The 19,204-nt window shown below is 37.2% G+C and carries 11 protein-coding genes; 1 reads left to right on the top strand and 10 read right to left on the bottom strand.

Features of this window, described 5'->3' with window-relative positions; genetic code table 11:
- Positions 1-477 precede the first annotated feature (477 nt).
- The 10 genes from RHP76_RS13230 to RHP76_RS13185 form a co-directional block, all read right to left on the bottom strand.
- Complete coding sequence (locus tag RHP76_RS13230) at positions 478-1,041, bottom strand: hypothetical protein (RefSeq protein ID WP_131797545.1); 564 nt, start codon at positions 1,039-1,041, stop codon at positions 478-480.
- 7 nt (positions 1,042-1,048) lie between these two features.
- Complete coding sequence (locus tag RHP76_RS13225; RefSeq protein WP_123279002.1) at positions 1,049-1,582, bottom strand: hypothetical protein; 534 nt, start codon at positions 1,580-1,582, stop codon at positions 1,049-1,051.
- Positions 1,579-4,332, bottom strand: a complete 2,754-nt coding sequence (locus RHP76_RS13220; RefSeq protein ID WP_311228378.1) for a COG1470 family protein — start codon at positions 4,330-4,332, stop codon at positions 1,579-1,581. Before RHP76_RS13220 ends, RHP76_RS13225 begins: the two co-directional genes overlap by 4 nt.
- A complete protein-coding gene (locus RHP76_RS13215; protein ID WP_311228377.1) occupies positions 4,325-5,125 on the bottom strand; it encodes a WxL protein host-binding domain-containing protein in 801 nt (266 codons plus the stop codon). Before RHP76_RS13215 ends, RHP76_RS13220 begins: the two co-directional genes overlap by 8 nt.
- Positions 5,126-5,229: 104 nt before the next feature.
- Positions 5,230-5,808: a hypothetical protein gene (locus RHP76_RS13210; RefSeq protein WP_062675679.1), complete on the bottom strand. Its 579-nt coding sequence runs from the start codon at positions 5,806-5,808 to the stop codon at positions 5,230-5,232.
- Between the two features lie 172 nt (positions 5,809-5,980).
- On the bottom strand, positions 5,981-8,326 hold the full coding sequence (locus RHP76_RS13205; RefSeq protein ID WP_288440860.1) for a phosphocholine-specific phospholipase C: 2,346 nt from the start codon (positions 8,324-8,326) through the stop codon (positions 5,981-5,983).
- A gap of 82 nt (positions 8,327-8,408) precedes the next feature.
- A complete protein-coding gene (locus RHP76_RS13200) occupies positions 8,409-9,929 on the bottom strand; it encodes a SusD/RagB family nutrient-binding outer membrane lipoprotein (protein ID WP_288440862.1) in 1,521 nt (506 codons plus the stop codon).
- A gap of 20 nt (positions 9,930-9,949) precedes the next feature.
- Positions 9,950-13,090, bottom strand: a complete 3,141-nt coding sequence (locus tag RHP76_RS13195; protein WP_120232664.1) for a SusC/RagA family TonB-linked outer membrane protein — start codon at positions 13,088-13,090, stop codon at positions 9,950-9,952.
- A gap of 302 nt (positions 13,091-13,392) precedes the next feature.
- Positions 13,393-15,051, bottom strand: coding sequence for an autotransporter assembly complex protein TamA (locus RHP76_RS13190; RefSeq protein WP_409193481.1), 1,659 nt, complete (start codon positions 15,049-15,051; stop codon positions 13,393-13,395).
- A 68-nt stretch (positions 15,052-15,119) separates the two neighbouring features.
- Positions 15,120-15,914, bottom strand: a complete 795-nt coding sequence (locus RHP76_RS13185) for an SDR family oxidoreductase (RefSeq protein ID WP_288440867.1) — start codon at positions 15,912-15,914, stop codon at positions 15,120-15,122.
- 396 nt (positions 15,915-16,310) lie between these two features.
- Here RHP76_RS13185 and RHP76_RS13180 point away from each other — a divergent pair, with 396 nt between their 5' ends.
- Positions 16,311-19,199 carry a SusC/RagA family TonB-linked outer membrane protein gene (locus RHP76_RS13180; RefSeq protein WP_311228376.1) on the top strand — a complete coding sequence of 963 codons (2,889 nt, stop codon included), beginning with the start codon at positions 16,311-16,313 and terminating at the stop codon, positions 19,197-19,199.
- Positions 19,200-19,204: the final 5 nt, after the last annotated feature.

The following is a 19,204-nucleotide window of genomic DNA, read 5'->3' as shown; positions in this document are numbered from 1 at the left end:
TATCCGCTATTCTTCTTCCTCCAGCTTCAGGCTTCCTGCTTCCAGCCCTCTGTTTTTTATTCTTTATCCAACGATGGATCTTTACCTTCAATACTATTTATTCTTCCCAGGCTGTCACTCCAAAGAAATCTAAATAAGGTTTTCTTTATTAAAATGCTTCGACTCCGCTCAGCATGACAATGCTAATACTAACTGCTAAAGAATCGTGGACATTATCCTGCCATCTTGCATCCTTACACTTGCAATTCTGAGATCTAATCGCTGTAATTCGTACCTCGTAACCCGGAAATTAGGATCTCTATCTTTTAAGGCCGTAAATCGCTTATTGTGGTTGAAAGCTAATTCACGTATATAAACGAGATTTAATCCCTCAGAATTCACCTTATTTTAAGTCAAAAGAAATAAAAAAACCGCTTCTCTAAAGAAACGGTTCTTATGGATTACATTTTTATTGTAATCTAGCTTACCAATGATGACTTAGTTTGCTGCTATCGTAAAGACGATTTGTGTGCTATAAGATGCTGCAGGAATTGTCACAGAAACACCTCCTATTTGGAGTTGAACACTAATGGCTGAGTAATCTACACTATTATTGACACCCAATAATCCACTAAAGGTTATTGTTGATAATGTGACGGCGCCAGCCTGTGGAATTTCTATAAAATTTGCACTACCTCCATTGATAGAAGCGGTACAAAGGACACAAAGACCATTGATTATTGCTGTTCCTCCACTTCTTTTTGCGGACAGTTTCAGGGAACTGTTCCAGGAAGTCGGGTTAAGTTGCATGGTTATTTTGGCTCCGGAGGCTGAAAGAAGATTAAGAAAAGATCCTGGTAAATGACCAGATATTGTTAATTGTGCAGGGTTCTCATAAGTTCCGATATAATTACTTCCTGCCTCAGTAATGGTAGGTACACTCACAGTCCAGTTAGTTCCGGCAATACTTATGGTTTGCCCTTCAAGATAGCTTCCCATTATTAAAGCAATAATGTAAAGAGATCTTTTTAAGAACTGTTCTTTGAGAAAGAGACTTTTCATTTTCATTTTATTCTGTGATGGTATAAGTGATGACGATTGCTGTATTGGCCTGAGCCTGTAAATTGGCATAAGTATTAGTAGCAAGTGAAATGGTAATAGCATGGCCGTTATTCGCTCCGTTTCCTGTATATGCTCCGCCAATACCACTAATGATGGTAGTAGGAGTTGTGGTGAGAATTATTTGCCCTGAAGATGTTCCCAATGTTCCGCCGCCAGCTCCTGAAGCCGCCGCCGCCTGAATTCTTATATTGACGCCTGCGATAACTTTATTTACTGAGGCCGTAATCCTTCTGGTAAGACCTCCGGAAGCAATAGCTGAAGTATAGTTGATCCATTTGGATGTATTGGGAGTAGGTGCTCCAAGAGCATTTCCAGCTTCTGTAGGAGCTGTAAAATTTAACACAATACTGCCTGTAGGCTCAATGTCCATTAAAGTTACTACAGGCAATGTAAGACTAACAGTAGTATTTGCGGTCTGGGAATAGATTGGCCCGGATACAACACAAAATGCAATTAATAATAGGGTACGGATCAGAATCATCTCTTCTTTTTTATTTCATTATATCCTACTTTCAAGGATTCCTTTTGATATTTGATCTCTATCTGTTGCTTAACAACATTGATGCTTATTTTTTTTGTTTCCGAAGGCTTTAAAGTAAACAGAAACTTGTCTGATGAAATTTTATATCGTTTATCAAGCCCGTTACGATAGACCTTAATAGTCCAGTCTCCAGGCCTAAGATAAGTAAAGTCGAAGTTTTCTCCAATGAGACAGATCTTACGGTAAGTCTGATCATTATTGGTAGCTTCCACAATAATACTTTCTTTTTTCTTTTTTCCTTTTTCAGATTGTATCTGGTCAAAATCAAGTTGATCTTTTTCTCCTGTCTCTAAGAATTTAACGTGGCCCTGAACATTTGCAGCTGTGGTTAATCCAAAGTTAAAAGTGTTTTCCTTATTGATCAATGAAAGAGCAGCAGGAAACGTTTGAGTCGGAATATCATTGATTTCCGTAGTGGAACGGTCAATTTCAAGAAAATAATTCCCTGGGATAACGTTTTTAAATATATAATTTCCTTCCTTATCCGTAATGGACAGATAACTTCCAAGCATTAATCTTATGCCTTCAGTCTTTTTTATACCCAGGTTACCAACATTTCCAGACAATGAAATATATTCGGCAGTTTTCTGTACAGGAATATTGGGACGCCATGTATAACGCATGGAGAATATAAAATCTTTATCTCCGATTTCTCCTCTTTGCAATGAATATCTTCCGGAAAGATCAAGTTCATTTCCGGGAAATAACTGCTGGTGAAATAGAAGTTCAAACAGATTTCTGTCTTTAAAATACTCCTCAGGCATATAATTATTCTGATAAAATATACTTAAGCTGGTCTTATCAGAAAACCGACTAAAGATTCTGGCTCCATAATAGATATTTCTCTGATTTTTAAGCTGATATCTTGAGCTGATGGCATAACTTCCGAAGATGTTAAAAGATGTTCTGAACTTTTGAAATGACAGATTTGCGGAATAAAAGCTTGAATTGCCACTGAATCCCGTTAGATAATTATCTGTTTTTCCAAATTGTCCATCCACATTTACCTGAAATACCCCAATCTGCTGATTAATACTTACTTTAAAGTAACGTTCATAATAATCAAACTGTTTAGGTTCTAAACGGTCTTTATAGGTTTGATATCCATTATTAAGGATAATGAAACCACTCGGTATATATTTGTACTGTATACCATATTGAAAATACTTTCTATAGGGTGCTGCCAGGAGCAGTGTATGTCTTTGGAAATTTTTGGCATCCTGCATATAATTGGCAAAGAAACTTATTTTCTTTGTGAGATTGTAGGAAATATTACCATTAAAAGTATTTGTATTGGTAAAATATCCTCCGAAATCAGGACTTGCTTTCATGTACATTAAATTTCCATTCAACTTTTTAAAAACGGCCTCAGCCTGTAGTAAATAAGCTGTTCCATCTGTTTTTTGTGTAGTACTGTATGCCAATTCTCCAGAAAAAGTTATATTGTTTGAAACCTTAAATTTTCCCTTGGCGTAAGGTAAATGAGCATTAGAATCAAGTCTTACTTCACTATATCTGATTTCTTCTTTTCTTGGAGTTTTGTAAAGGTATCCTACAGAAATTTCGGACTCTTTTCGGATTTTAAAGGCTGAATAGAAATTGAATTCATCTTTAATATCTCTGAAAAATCTCGGATGGTTATAGAACCCACCGAAGCTCACTTTATCAAAGTTATACCGGATTTCTGCCCCGCGGCCATATCTTGCAAATTCTGTAAGATAGGATGAAGAGTAGGTTTTATCACCTAAATGAATAGAAAGATTGTTCCGTTTATAATTTACAAAATATTCTTCATATTGAGTAAATGTATTGAGTTCTACAGGATTGTGAGTAACCGCCCTAAACTCAATCTGATTCTTATTGTCTTTGTCAAGTGCTCCTTTACCATAGATTTCTCCCTGAAAACCATCATTATACACTCCCATATTCTGCATGCCAATAAAAGATAATGAGAAAGCAACAGGAAGCCTGTGATAAATATCTTTCTCAGAAGGTTTTGCTGATATCACCTGAGTACTCACATAGACATCCTGATTTTCTTTGGGATTAGCCTTTGAGTGCACCGAAAGGTTTAGGTTTTGAAATTCATTTTGAGCGAGTTCAGGATTTGTTACTTTATGAATAGTAATTGTTTTAGACTCATTAGGCTCCAGTACCAGTGATGTTTCATTATCGACAATAGCATTTTTACTTTCGAGAACAATACTTTCTGTTACATTACCATTATTTTTTAAAAGAAAAGAGGCACGGATTGTTTCTCCTGCTCTTACAAATTCAGGTGTATTTAAAGCGGTAACTAAAAGATTCCTGTGTCCGGAAACAATGATTTTTGAATTTTTTGTAAAAGATATTCCGTTATGGCGATCAGTTACATTCATTATCACGGAATAAATACCCTGTCCTGTTTCTGTTCCCACCCGTAAAGGAACAAGATATACAGAGGTTTCATGAGGAAGAATCTGAAATTCTCCTTTTGCTAAAATAGGATTAATAGAGGAACTTGATGTGGTAATTGAAATATCATAGGTCTTGGCTTCATCCGAATTGTTTTCTAAAGTGAAGGGAATAGAAGTAGACATTCCCGGCATTAAACTATCTTTTTTACTGATCAATCTATTGGATTGCTCTTGAGAAAAAATAAATACCGGGAATAATGATATGATAATAAATAAAGTCCAAGTTCTACTCATTTTTTACTTCTAATTCCACATTGAGTGCAAAAGCATTCTCTTCTTCATCGGCAGCTATGATAGCAGCTTTATATTTGTCTGGTGGTACTTTACTAATGTCAATGTAAAATGTTTTGGAGGTGTTGGGTAACAGCCCCATCGTTAAACTTGAATAAGTTCCCACCTTCTCACCCGTTTTTCGGTTATAGATTTCTATGGAAGCAGTTGGTTTACAGTAAAGATTACCATTATTGGCTATTGCTATCTTTGCCGTTTGTTTTCCTTCCTGTTTTTCCACCTTGATACTTTCAAACTTAAGATCCGGTTTTGCTTTTTCTGTTTCAAAATCTGTAATGACCTGAATGGCATATCGTATAATAGAAGTGATGCTGACTCCTGGTTTACTGTCACTGGGTTTTATATCTTCTACCGGTTCTACAATGATCACACTCCAATAGCTTCCCGGATCCATTGCCTGATTGGGAATGGTTATTTCATAGAAGCTCTCAGTCTTTTCTTTACCTTTAAGGGTAACAAGATTAGTGTTGAGTTTCAGCCACTCTCCGTTACTTCGTTTATTGGTACGTAATGCTGTATAATTGATCGTTCCGTCCGCATGGTAGGTATAATCCTGTAAAAATATTTTTACGCTTTGAGGATTGCTGCCCGTGTTTTCAATGGCAACTTTTCCCTTATAAACCTTTCCGTTTTCTATTTTGTAAGAATGCGTAAGTCCGTTGAGAATCACAATACCGGCACGTAAAAAGCTGAACTGCAAAATCAGGGTGATCAAAAGAAGGATACGCTTTATCATTGTGTAAAGTTTGAAGTTAAATCATGAATAATACAAAGCCAGGAAGAAACTGGATACTAATTTCTTCTTGTTTTTGAAACGTAAAATAGAATTTTAATTAAATTCTAATTGTCTGATATTGTATAAGTAACGGTAGCAGCAACAGTAGCTGTAGCCTGTAAATCTGCATACGCGGCTACCCCTCCAGGACCACTTCCTGCAGCGAGTGCATAGGTAAGATTATGACCGTTATTAGCTCCATTTCCTGTATAAGCACTTCCAATACCAGAAATAATTGTCTGGTCAGTACCAGTTAATGTAAGCAGTCCTGCGGAAGTTCCCAATGTGCCTGCTCCTGCTCCGGTGGCCGCCGCCGCCGTTACATTAAGATCTACTCCAGGAATGATAGCGTTCATTTTTACGCTTACGTTACGGGTAGGATCTGCCACAGATTTAATAGAAGAATAATTAAGCCACAACGTAGTGTTGGCCGCAGATGGAAGAATAGGATTTCCGGCTTCAGTAGGAGCTGTAAATCCAAGAGTAATGTTTTTGGTTGCTGCTGGTTCAATATCGACCAATGCAACTTCGGGAATAGAAATGGTAACCGTATGGTTATCTGTAGCGAGATCTTGGGCACTAAGATTCCCGGATAGAGCAAACGCAAATAAAGACGCTGCAATAGTTAAATTTAGTTTTTTCATGACACTGTTAATTAGTAAAGTGAAGATAACAAAATTCAATATGTTTTAAAAAAAATATACCACATATTTTTTATAATTGCTTATTTCTCATATGTAATGCATTATAAGATGAAATAACTCAAAAAAAATACTGCACAATTTTGTGCAGTATTTTATCAATATATAGGCGTTTTTAAGCCCAATGCGGGTCAGAAACGGAAACTTTTCCGGTTTCTATTCTTCCGGCAAAGTGCCACAGATGATCGTTTAATTTTAGCTGCAAATCATACCAGCCTTTGTATTTATCAAGGTCAATAATGATTTTTTCTTCCATTTTTTGTACAGAAATTGTTCTTTCGCTTCTTGTATAAAGATCTTCCAGACTTATGGAAAAATTTTTCTTTTTGTGATTTTTGATAATTAATTCAATCTGATTTTTTGAGGTCATATTCGTCAAGATCACCTCTGTTTCTACAGTTTTATTTCCCTTAAATTTCCTGAAAAAGCCATTGGGACCGAAAACTTCATAATCATAAGCTCCCGGCTGCACAGTATGGGATAGCGTTTGCTTTTCATATAAAGCATATGAAAAATGATAATTATTATTGTCGAATTGAGTTCTGTCATATACCAAAAGCGGAACCCCATTATCTTTCAGGTTAGTCATTTTTATATGGTCTCCTTCCAGATTTACATGGAAATGATAAGGCAATGGGTTGGAAGGTTTCAGTCCTCTTTCCTGAATGTCAAGCAGGCTATCTTTAAGTTCATCTTCAGAATACCATTTCAAATTAGGGACAGGTTTATTTTTAGCTGCGTTGATGGTTTTAGCGTAATCCTTCTGATTCAGATAATCTATTTTCGGAACTTTCACGCTGGAAGAATTGAAAGCGGAAGTAAGATCGCCACATATCGCTCTTCTCCAGTCACTGATATTTTCTACACGGACATCCTTTTTGAATTTCTTCATAATGAATTTTTCCAAAAACTGCAGGACAGACGTGTGATCCGATACTTCAGAATTGACAAAACCTCCTTTCGTCCAGGGAGAAGCGATGATCATAGGGACTCTGTAACCCAATCCGACAGTTCCTTCTACTTTTTCATAGCTTTTCAAAGAAGGAGAGCTCATATATTCCTGAGTTTTATCCACATATTCCACCCCTTCTTTTCCGTTCATATCTACGGGCTGGCTTGGATTCACTGGTGGGGCAAAAGGCAATACGTGATCAAAATACCCGTCATTCTCATCATAATTGATGATAAATATGGTTTTCTTCCAGGTTTCAGGATCTTTGGTCAGAATATTTAGAACTTCAGAAATATACCAGGCTCCGTACCATGGTGATCCCGGATGATCAGAAAAATGTTCCGGAGCTACCAGCCATGAAACCAACGGAAGCTTTTTCTCTTCCACATCTTTACGGAACTGAAATAATACATCACCTTCCGGAACAACAAGCCTTTCTCCGTTTTCATCCTTTCCAATTTCCAGTTTCCAGTAATCAGGATCGTTGGAATTAGTGGTAAAGGCTTTTTCATGAAGATTTTTTTCTTCTTTTGAAAGTTTGGAATAATTGTCAGGGTGGTATTTCACCTGATCTTCCTGAACTTCAGCCAGCATAGCTTCCAGTCTTTTTTTCTGATCAGGATTTTTTTCAATCTCCTTCTTCAGATAGGTGATGATATTGGGAATATTCTGATAATATCCTTTTGAAAATTTAACGTTGAATTTTGAAAACCACTCAATCGGGTTATCTGTAAAATTACTCAGCCAGGCTTCCTGTTCTCCGGACATTCCTTTTGGAAGACTGATTTCATTCTGATAAATTCTCCACGAAACATTTTGCTGCTCTAATATTTCCGGGAAACTTTTCCATTTTGCCTGCCTCGCTTTATCATAATCAATATTTTCATTGACAACATTGGCTTTTACCTTTCCATTTTGCTGTTCTCTTAATGTTCCGGACCAAAGAAACAGCCTGTTGGGAGTAGTTCCGGTAAGCGATGAGCAGAAATACTGATCGAATATGGTGAAGGCATCTGCCAGCTGATAATAAAACGGAAGGTCTTCGCGGTTGTAATATCCTAACGTAAGCGGAATATTTTTATAATCTTTATTTCCTGAAGCTTTCGCCTGAAGCCATTGGTCAAATTTACCTTTGTTCAAAGCTTTCTGCTGATCTGCCCATGAGTGTGGCAGTGAGCTCATCCAGGTAGATTTTGTATTTCTTAAATCCAGACGGGCAGGAGATGCATATTTTCCTTCGTCACTTTTTTGAAAGAAAACAGAATGGCCGTCCTGTTTTATAAAAGCTCTTTTATCCAAAAAACCTCTTACTCCTTTGAGAGCACCAAAAGCATGGTCAAATGAACGGTTTTCCTGCATCAGGATGACAACATGCTCTGCATCATAAAATGTAGACTGGGCAGCCGGATCAATGGCTAAAGCTTTTAAAATGGAAGGATGTAAAACATTTGAGGTTCCTAATCCTGCTAATAAAAGACTTGATTTCTCTAAAAATTCTCTTCTGTTCATGTTCAATCGTAATAAGAAAGAAACCGCAAGTTAATAGGATTTTCCTGCGGTTTCTTTGTTTTATATAAAATTAATCAGATTTTTATTGTAACCACCAAGGTTTGGAGCTGATATTATCATTTCCTCCATACTGAGCCGTTAAAGCAGCTTTTAAATTATTGCTGTTGTAATTATATTCAGATTGCGGATATCTGAACCTGAAAGGAGCTGCGACTCCTGCTTTTAAAGGATAATTTGGAAAGCCTGTTCTTAAATAATCAAAGTAAGAAGTCCACTGTGCCTGATGGAACATCGTCATGTATTTTTGAGTCATGATCTTTTCCAGTTGTGTTTGTAGTGGATCAGCATCATTATATACTACCAAAGGAGTTGCAAGATATTGGTTGACATCAAAGCCTGAGAAATATTGTCCCGGATTTTTTACATAGGTCTGATAAAAATTGAAACTTGCTTTGATCGCATTATCATAATGTGTTTTTGCCGACCCGGAAATCCAGCCTCTTGCTGTAGCTTCAGCCAGAATAAACTCAAGTTCTGAATAACTTAATACAGAAGCAGGTTCATTGGTAGGGTCTTTATAAAAACGATCGTTTACTTTGGAAATGTTTTTTGCCGTGATCAGTGCTGCATTATCAGAATACGGAGAAGTAGGATTTCCGCCGTTATATCCTGTATAGTCTGTGATGGCTTTTCCTGCTTCTTTTGCTCCTGTAGTCTGTGCTGCAAACGTGAACAAACGTGGATCATGCCTGTCTTTGAACATATTAATAAAATAATCAGCCATGTACAAACTTGAACCATATCCACTGTTGTTAAACATCGTGTATCTGCTGTCTGCTGCATCAGCAAACTTAAGTTCACCGTTATCTGCAATAGAGGTCATGAGAGACTGGCTTCCTGCAATAGAAGCAAATTCTGCAGCGATATTATAACTTCCTACTGTCGTTTTTTTAGATAAAGTGATCAGAATTTTCAGACGGAATGAATTAATCAGTTTTTTCCACTTTAAAGCATCTCCGTTGTAGACAATATCACCTTCAATTTTATCGGTGGTATTAATAAGATCATTGGCTTCTTTTAATTCTGATAAAATTCCGGACATGATAGCTTCCTGTGTATCATATTTAGGCTGGGTAATGCCGGATTCACCCTTTGCTGCCTCAGAATAAGGAGCACTTCCAACTTTTAAACTGATATTGAAGAAATGATACGCTCTCAAAAATTTTCCGATGGCCAGATAATTTTTGTTTCCTCTTTTTTCAGCTTCCTGCATCATTTTTCCAGTGTTCAGAAGTCCTTTGGTATAGACTTCAAAAGAAGTATCATTCCATTTCATATACTGGTATGAATTCTCACCATCAGTACCAATCATCATTCTGGAGGCATACATATTGTCCCCGTTTACCTGAAAAGTATATTTTTCAACGTAAGTCAATAGATTTTTGGGATCAATACTGGCCTGGTCATTAGGATTTTCATTGATGGTATCAAGGTTAGATTCACATGATGCTAATGTCAGAAGTCCGGCTGCAAATAAAGATTTCATCAGCCATTTTGCTGTTTTACCTTTTTGCTCTGTCACTTTGTTTATATTATTTTTCATTGTCTTGACGTACTTTTTAGTTAAAACTTAAGATTAAATCCGATTCCAAACCATCTGCTGGATGGATCCTGAATATCATTGTCTGTTTTTGTCTGGAAGTCTGGATCAGAATAAAGGTTTTTTGATTTTTTCCACATCGCCAGATTGTAAGCAGAAATATTGGCGGTGAAACCTTTCACCATTCCTCTTGGGTTGAGTAATGAAGAGAAGTCATATTCTAATACTACAGATCTAAGCTTGACGAAAGTTCTGTCAAAAACGTTAGCAAACTCTTCGCTTTCGTCCTGTGTTACTCTTGCACGGTAGGGATAATTTTGCGCCCAGTCCTGGTAGCTGATAGCTTTTGTGTGTGGAGTATAGGTTCCGGTTGCCGGATTGTAGTTAACCCCATCAGGTACAAAATAATACGTTCCCGGATTTGCATATTCAAGATCTCTGTACGCTACAGAATTAGGGTGTTTTCCTCCCCACCACATTTTTTCCACAACCTGGGATCTCATCACACCTCCGATGCTTCCGTCAATTCCGATGTTTAAAGTGAATTTTTTATATTTGAATGTGTTGTTGAAACCGAAAGTCCAGTCAGGATTGAAATGTCCCAGATTACTTGGGTTATTAGCTCTTGTCGGCATTCCTGTATTCGCATCAAGAATTACTTTTCCATCCGGAGACTTTTGCCATGTATAGTCGTAATAGCTATCCATTCTTTCGCCTAGCTTAATATTTTTGTAGTTCGGCATATTATCATAAATGGAAGTCAGCTTTTGTTCATAAGTACTCCAGTTGATTAATGTTTTCCAGCTGAAATCAGAAGTTTTTACCGGAACTAAACCAAGGGAAACTTCAAATCCTTTGGTTGTATATTCATTTCCGTTTACATATTGAGAAGTGAAACCGGATGATTCTGCAGCAGGAAACTGGAGAATATTATTATAATCTAATGTTCTGAAATAAGTAGCGTCTAAAGTGATTCTGTTATTCAGGAACCCTGCGCTTAAACCTAATTCATAAGATTTTGTCTGCTCCGGTTTCAAAGAATTTTCTACATTTAGAGTGGTTGGATAATAATAAGTAGGATTTCCATTGAATGTGATTCCCCCATTGTTCAGATAATAATTTCTGATGGAATAAGGCTGGAAGTCATACGCTACTTTCGCCCATGAAGCAGAAAGTTTCAACATATTGATAGATTCCGGCATTTTTACCAGGTTGGAAATAACCGCACTGATGGAAGCAGAAGGATAGAAGTAAGATCTGTTGGCCTTAGGTAGTGTAGAAGACCAGTCATTACGCCCGGAAACATTGATGAAGAAAGCATTGTACAACCCGATATCAATCGTTGAATACGCACTGTAAATCAACTTTTCCTTCAGATAAGTGTAATTTTTCAGTGCTCCGATAGAGTTCTCAAAAGTGTATACTTCGGGAATTTTTAATCCATCCGTAGACCTTTCATTGTTGTTGTTTTTATAATAGAAAGCAGAACCTCCCGCATTGATTGTAAAATCAAAATTTTCAGATATCTTTTTCTTGTAAGTCGCCAACACATCATAATTGAGGTTCCATGTTTTATTATCCTTCAAAATATAACCGCCACTTCGTGGTGCATCATAATTGAAATAGGAATAAGGGCTCAGAATTTCCGTTTTGCTATGGTTTTCGACAAGAGATATTTTCCCTTTTACCGATAGATCCTTTGTCGCTTTATACTCTAGACCTGTCTGAGCATTAATAATATTGGTTCTGTTCTGATTCTTGTAATACTCGGCTCCGAACCATGGGTTGTTATACCAGGCATAGTTCCAGTTGGCTTGTGCTCTTCCTTCCTTTCCTGGGATCCACATATGATTTTTCAATGCTTTTCCATCTACATCTCCTCCCATCCAGATCAGGATGGTGTACATGTGTCCGCTTGGATTATAATCATAATTGGGGATATTAGGAGTAAAAGCCTGGTTGAAGTTGAATTTTGTATCGAAGGTTAATTTATCTCCTAGATGGTTTTCAGAAGAGAAGTTGATTCCATATTTCTGAAGATAAGAATTGGGAACTCTGTCATCATAATTCATGAAATTCCCGGAGAATCTGTATACGTCTTTATTGCTTCTATAGCTGATCGCGAAGTTATTATTGTTGATTACTGCTGGTTTTAAGAACGTACTTAAGTTATCATGGTATTTCCAGTCAATCGGAACTCTTTCATATCTTGATTTATCATCATACTGAGTTCCTGTTACTGCTCCATACCACGGAACGACCTGTCCTGTTACTTTATCTCTGATAGGGCTGTTCCATTGAGCGATCTGTAATCCCGGAACAAATTTTGGTCCCCAGATCATATCTCCGTCATTTACCCCGCCATCGGCTCCGTCCCAGAATTCGTATTTTCCATGGGAACCGTTACCATATTCAGTCTGGGTTTTCGGAAGATTGGTAAATCCTGCTGTAATCATGGTGTTTTGGGAGAATTCTACAGAAAAGCCTTTCTTTTTAGCATTTTTTGTGGTGATTAAAACAGCTCCGTAACGACCTCTTGAACCATAGAGAGCAGAAGCGGTAGCTCCTTTCAGGACATTGATGTTTTCAATATTATTAGGATCTAAATTCTGGAAAACCTCTTTTTCTACAATCACACCATCAATGACGAAAACCAGATTAGAGTTTCCTCTCAGCGTAAACTGTGGAGCCTGCTGCATTCCAGTAGGATTGGAAACGTTCAATCCTGCTACCTGTCCGGAGAATAAATTTCCAATACTTGGAGTAGTGATGGTTTCAAACTGTTTTGTTCCTACTTCCTGAGTAGAATATCCGATTTTTTCTTTCTTTTTGGCAATACCTAAAGCGGTAATAACAACGCCTTCAATCTGCTTTTCGTTTTGCTTTTTTAAGACAACGGAATACTGTTTTTTGGAAGAAACCTCAACGGTATAAACAGAAAAATCAGGAGCAAAAAATTCAAGAATATCTTTGGGGTTTGCAGAAATAGTGAAATTACCATTTTCATCTGTAGTAGCAGTCTTTCCTGTGTTTTTGTCGGTGATGTTCACACCGGAAACACTAGAACCGTTTTCTGATTTTACATTTCCTGAAATATTGATTTCCTGTGCAGAAAAATAAAGAGGAAGTAAAAAAACGGCAAAAGTGGCTAGAGTTTTCTTCATTTTTTTGAAGGCAAATTTAGCAGTGCACTGTTACCAGTACTTTAATGATGTATTAAAATAAAAATACGATTTAATATTTTTTAACAATAAGAATTAATAAATAAGTAAAATGAAAAATGTCCTTTGTATAGGGACTTTTGCTTTATTATATAAATATTAATATAAAGAAGGAGGCTGGAGAGGAGTGCTGGAGGTTGTTATCGTGTTATAAGATTAACATAAAACCTTTTAAAAATACTGGGATAGTGAAACCGTGACCTCAATAACTTGTGGCATCACGCTTCCCACTTCCTTCTTTTTTTCTAAAACCTACTCAGAATTCCCCAATGGATTTTAATATCATTAAATTTAAAAGGATTTCCGAACTCATTACCATTAGACAGCTGGAAACTCATCAGACCAATAGGAATGAAGAAATTGAAACCGAGCCCGACACTGTAGAGCTTGGGTTTTACATTTAAAGATTTATTATTAAGCTGCCCATATTGTCCAAAGACGTCAAAGAAGGCCTGGTTTCCGATCAGATACCGGTATTCCAGACTTCCATAATAATAAAAGTCAGCAGCGAGGGAGTTTTCATTGAATCCCCGCATGGAGTTCCATCCTCCGAAACGGTATAATTCATTGGCAGAGAATTCTATTTTAGAATCCATCATCGCACCTTCCGCTTTGATGTTCAGGAAGTGATTCCCGGAAATGTGGTAATTGTGTTCTCCAAAGAAATAAAACTGGTTTTGATTAGCTTTAATATTATCTTTAGAATAAGTAGTTGTTAAGAAATCATATCCGGCATTGATCCTTGTTTTGTACAGGAAAAGGTCAATATCAGTAGGTTCTGTCATTTCATACCATATCCCGATCCCTTTTTTATTGTAGTCTTTTCCCTGAACGTATAAGGTATCAATAATAGTAGAGGTTTCCAAAGTTGCCCTTAGACCGATTTTATTCCTGTTATTGATATGGTAATAGAAAGCAGGAAGGAACTTTACATTGGCAAACGTAGAATCCTGTCGGTAGATATTTACCTTCGTATCCATCCCTACATTTGATTTGAAAAGGTATGGAATATCTACTCTAAGATCAAAAGTCTGTCCTTTGTCCGGGTTTCTCTGCCAGTATAAATTGACGGTTTCAAAACCATTGAACATATTCCTGAAATTCACATTCATCGTCCCGTTTAAGGTTAACTTGGAGGTTTTGTCATTTCCAAAACCGATGACCCCATCAAAAGTATTGGTCTTTTTCTTTTCCAGAAACAGGTAAATACTGGTAGAGTCTTTCGTAAATAAAGTTTGTGGCTGCCGTTCAAGGGTTAGGAAAGGATGACTCTGGAAGGTTTTATTGATGGCTAGAAGGTTTTTGTCATCATAGTTTTTACCCTTAAACTCCTTTTCCAGGTTTTTGATGAATCTTTTGGGAACCTTTTCGTATCCTTTCACTACGAATCCGTTGATTGTTCTTTTATCATTCTTGTTGATGTCAAGTTCCACTATTGGATAGCCGTTTTTCTGCCCTTTGTATTTAGATTTTATTCTGCTGAAAGAATATCCTTCATCAATATAAGTTTTGTTGATACTTTTTTTGGTGGAGTCTAAATTTTTAGTGAAAAAATCTTTCTGGATTTTTAATTTCTGAACCAGAGAATCCGTAAGGTTGACATAAGTTTCATTGAAATTCTTTCCTTTATCGTAGAAAATTTCCGTGCTGTCACCTTTTACTTTTACGTCTTTCAGTTGAGTGAAGAAATAATTGCTCTGGGCTAATGAATCCAGAAACTTTACTGCGGAAGTGGAATCTTTTACTTTTTTCCTGGCTTTGGTTTCCGTATCAATCAGCCAATACTGCTTCTTCTGCGCTTGTGTGAAAACGCAGAACAGTACAAAAAATATTTTTAAAAGTAATTTCAATTTATTCTTCTGAATATGAACAGGAATCTCTATAAAATACAAAAGATTCTTCACTGCATTTCTGAACTACGTTCGCAGACTTTCAGTCAGTGTTCAGAATGACAATGCGCCTTATCAATCAACTAATTTTTATCCAGTTTATTATACTTCTTCATCAAATTCTCATAAGTTCCCTGCGGAAGAATCCATTTCAACGGAACTCCGATTTTCTGTCCGAATTTACCAAAATAATAATGAGCTTTCCATTTATTTTTTGCTAAAAGTTTTTCAATGTATTCTGCGACTTCCAAAGGATCTGTTCCGTCATTTACGTGAGAGTTCATCAGCGCATATACTTTGTCAAAAACATTTTTGTAAGGTTGAGAAACCAGTGCAATGACTCTATTGTCTGCAATATTGGTTTTAATATCTCCCAGATGCAGAGAGCATACATCAATATTCCATGGGTAGACTTCATACCTCATCGCTTCCGTTACTTTATCCAAAGCCGATTTAGAAGCCGAATAAAATCCACGGAAAGGCAGCCCCATTTCACTTCCGATACTGGAAACATTGATGATTTTTCCAAATTTGTGCTCACGCATATTCGGGAGTACGGCACTCATCATCTGCACAGGTCCGGCAAGATTCAGGCTGAAAAGCTTCAGAATATCTTCTTTCGTAGAATCTTCCACGGCGCCTACCATTCCCATTCCGGCATTGTTGATCAAAACATCAATTTTGCTTTCTGTTTTTAAAACCTCAGTTACAGCATTTTGAACTGCTGTATTGTCTGTCACATCAGTGGGGATAGATTTGAAGTACTGGCTTTCTGTATGCTTTCTGCTTAATCCGTATACTTTATGTCCTTTTTTACCAAAATATTCGGCTAATGCAAACCCGATTCCTGATGAGGTTCCTGTTATAATGATGGTCATTGAATTCGTATGATTTTTAATGTTTTATTTTTCTTCTGATACCAGTAGGCCGTTTTTTAAAGTCTTTGTTCAAAAGTAAAATCTATTTTCAGCAAATGTAAAAAAAGAAAAATGAACTCAGTTATTTATTATTCCTGAAATAATTTTTTAATTATTTCCTGATCAATTGCCAGGATTGATGGTAAAATTAAAATAAAGTTAATCTCAATTATGCATAGATTATTTGAGGAATGATTACTTTTAATTGCTTATGTTGTTGAAATACAGTTTTTTAATTCTGTTTTGTGGTGGTTGTCATCTGAAAAAAGCTAAAATTTCTTAATAAAAACATAAGAAAACCTTAATGAGTGGTGGGAGCAGGCTGATCTAATTTTGCACCTAATCAAAAAGGAGATCATGAATGTATTTAAAATCCCTGTATCCGTAACGTATTTAACGGGAAGGGTATTACTTATTGGTGCAATATCAGCTTCACCGATGTTCCTCGCTCAGAAAAAAGACAGCTTAAAAGAAAAATCCATCGACGAGATTGTTGTGGTTGGATACGGAACACAGAAAAAAAGTAAAGTTTCCGGAGCTGTTTCGGAGGCTTCACTGGATAAGCTTACTTCCAGATCTTTGTCCGGAGTAGGAGAAGTACTTCAGGGTAAAGCGCCCGGAGTTACTGTAGTGAACGAAGGCGGTGATCCTAACGGAGCACCGAAGGTCAATATTCGTGGTCTGGGAGGAATCAATGGTGAAACTCCCCTTTATGTTGTGGATGGAGTGGTTTTCAACGGAACACCGTCTATCAATCCCAACGATATTCAGGATATTTCTGTACTGAAAGATGCTTCTGCAGCTATTTATGGAGCAAGATCTTCAGGAGGGGTTATTCTTATTACCACTAAAAAGGGGAAAAAAGGAAATCTTACTGTTGATTTTGATGTTAAGTACGGAGTAAACCAGGCGTGGAGACTGAAAGAATCTCTGAATGCAGCAGAATTTCAGGACGTGATGTACAAAGCCTATGAAAATGCCGGGAAACTGGGAAGTTTACCGATGGCTTTTAATCCTAATCAATATCCGGACGGAAGAATTACCAGAACAGACTGGATGAAAGAAATTTTCAGAACAGGAACGATTCAGGAATACAACGTAAATCTGAGCGGTGGAAGTGATAAATCAAGATATTTTGTGGGCATGAATCACAGAAATCTTGAGGGGATTTTACTGAATACTCAGGCAAAACGATACAATTTCAGAGTTAATTCTGAACATAAAGTAAAAGACTGGCTGACGATCGGAGAAAATATGTACTATAATTACTCTGACGGCAATACAGCCGATACCAAAAGTGGATATACGGGAGCTTTGGTAGCGGCTATGTACTATCCGCCCAATGTTCCGGTATATACGCCAAGTGGTGCGTTTTCCGGACTGCCGATTGATGTGGCAGGTGGTTACGGAGATATGATCAACCCTGTTGCGTATCTTAAAAGAATCAGTATCAGAAATCCTACCCACGAAATTTTAATCAACCCTTATGCTGAAATTACACTGGCGAAAGATTTAAAATTCCGTTCCAATTTCTCACAGACTTTTAAACTGGGAGATGTAAAGAACTTTACATACAGAGTCCTTGAAATTGGGAAAATTTTTGATACCAATAATCTGGAATACCAATCCAATAATTCTTCAACAGCGCTTGCAGAACAATTGTTAACGTATAAAATCTCAGCAGGACAGCATAATTTCGATTTCCTTGGAGGTTTTACTTTCCAGAAAACAATTGATGAGGGTTTTGTGGCAAAATCATATGATTTCAGAAGTGAAGCTGAGGTTTTCCAGCACCTTCAGAACGCTGCGGATACCAATAAAGATGTTTCCAGTTACAGATTCAAACAGTCTTTGGTTTCTTATCTGGCGAGAGTAAATTACGACTATGCCGGAAAGTATATTGTAAGTTTATTGGGAAGGCGTGATGGCTCTTCACTGGTAGCGAAACAAAACAGATTTGCTAACTACTATGCCGTTTCCGGTGCCTGGGTGGTTTCGAAAGAAAACTTTATGAAAGATATCTCATGGCTTTCAAGTCTGAAATTAAGAGGAAGCTACGGTATTTTGGGTAATCTTGGAGGAATTTCACCTCAGGCAGTGAATCCTTTGATGACGAGAGATAATAATGTGATTTTCGGACAGGATCCTTCCCAGAATATTGCTTATTATGCCACCACACGTCCGAATCCGGACCTGAAATGGGGGAAGTCTGAGCAGACCAACTTTGGGGTAGATGCTTCATTCCTTCACAACAGCCTTTCTTTACAGTTCGATTACTTTGTGAAGAATTCCAAAGATCAGATCTTCAACGTAAGCTTGCCAAGTACGGCAACGTACAATAATCAGTATGTGAATGCGGGATTATTCCAGGATAAAGGATACGAATTGGGAATCAATTATAACAAAGTAGTTTCCGGCGATTTCACGTTCTCAATAGGAGCTACGATGAGTCAACTAAAAAATACGGTGAAGCAGCTTGCCAATGTGGATGAGATCTTCATCAATGATAACGGAGTAAGAGGTGTATTGAAGCCAACCCGTGTGAAAGTAGGCGATCCTCTGTATTCCTTCTATGGTTATAAGACCGGAGGGATTTTCCAGACTCAGGAAGAAATCAACAATTATAAAGATGCCAACGGAAATCTTATCCAGCCCAATGCCAAGCCGGGAGATATCAAATTCCTGAAAAAGGAAGGAAATACCGGAGTGCTTAATAATAATGATTTTGTTAATCTTGGAAGTCCATATCCTAAGTTCTCCTATGGCTTTTCATACAATATGACCTGGAAAAACTTTGATCTGAATTTATTCTTCCAGGGCGTTTACGGAAATAAAATTTTCAACGGAATGAAGTTTATTTCGTTGAATCCGGGTGGAACGGGACAAAACTATAATATGGACAGAGATATCCTGAATGCATGGACACCTCAGAATACCAATACTGATATCCCAAGACTGGTACACGGTGACCCAAGCGGTAATTATTCCAAAGTATCAGATTTCTATGTGGAGGATGGATCTTATTTAAGACTGAAGAACCTTACTATCGGATATTCACTACCAAAAGAATTGTACAGAAAACTGGATGTAAACAAAGTCAGAATTTATATGACCTCCAACAACCTGTTTACCATAACGAAATATACAGGATTCGATCCTGAAGTAGGGATGAACTCTTACGGAGTTGATACCGGAAGATATCCTCAGGCACGCTCATTCATCTTTGGAATAGAGGTCGGATTATAATTTTT

The sequence above is a fragment of the Chryseobacterium sp. SG20098 genome, from assembly GCF_031844745.1.
GTDB classification, from domain to species: domain Bacteria; phylum Bacteroidota; class Bacteroidia; order Flavobacteriales; family Weeksellaceae; genus Chryseobacterium; species Chryseobacterium cucumeris.
Note: the sequence above shows the minus strand (reverse complement) of the source record. Positions and strands in the feature narration are given on the sequence as shown.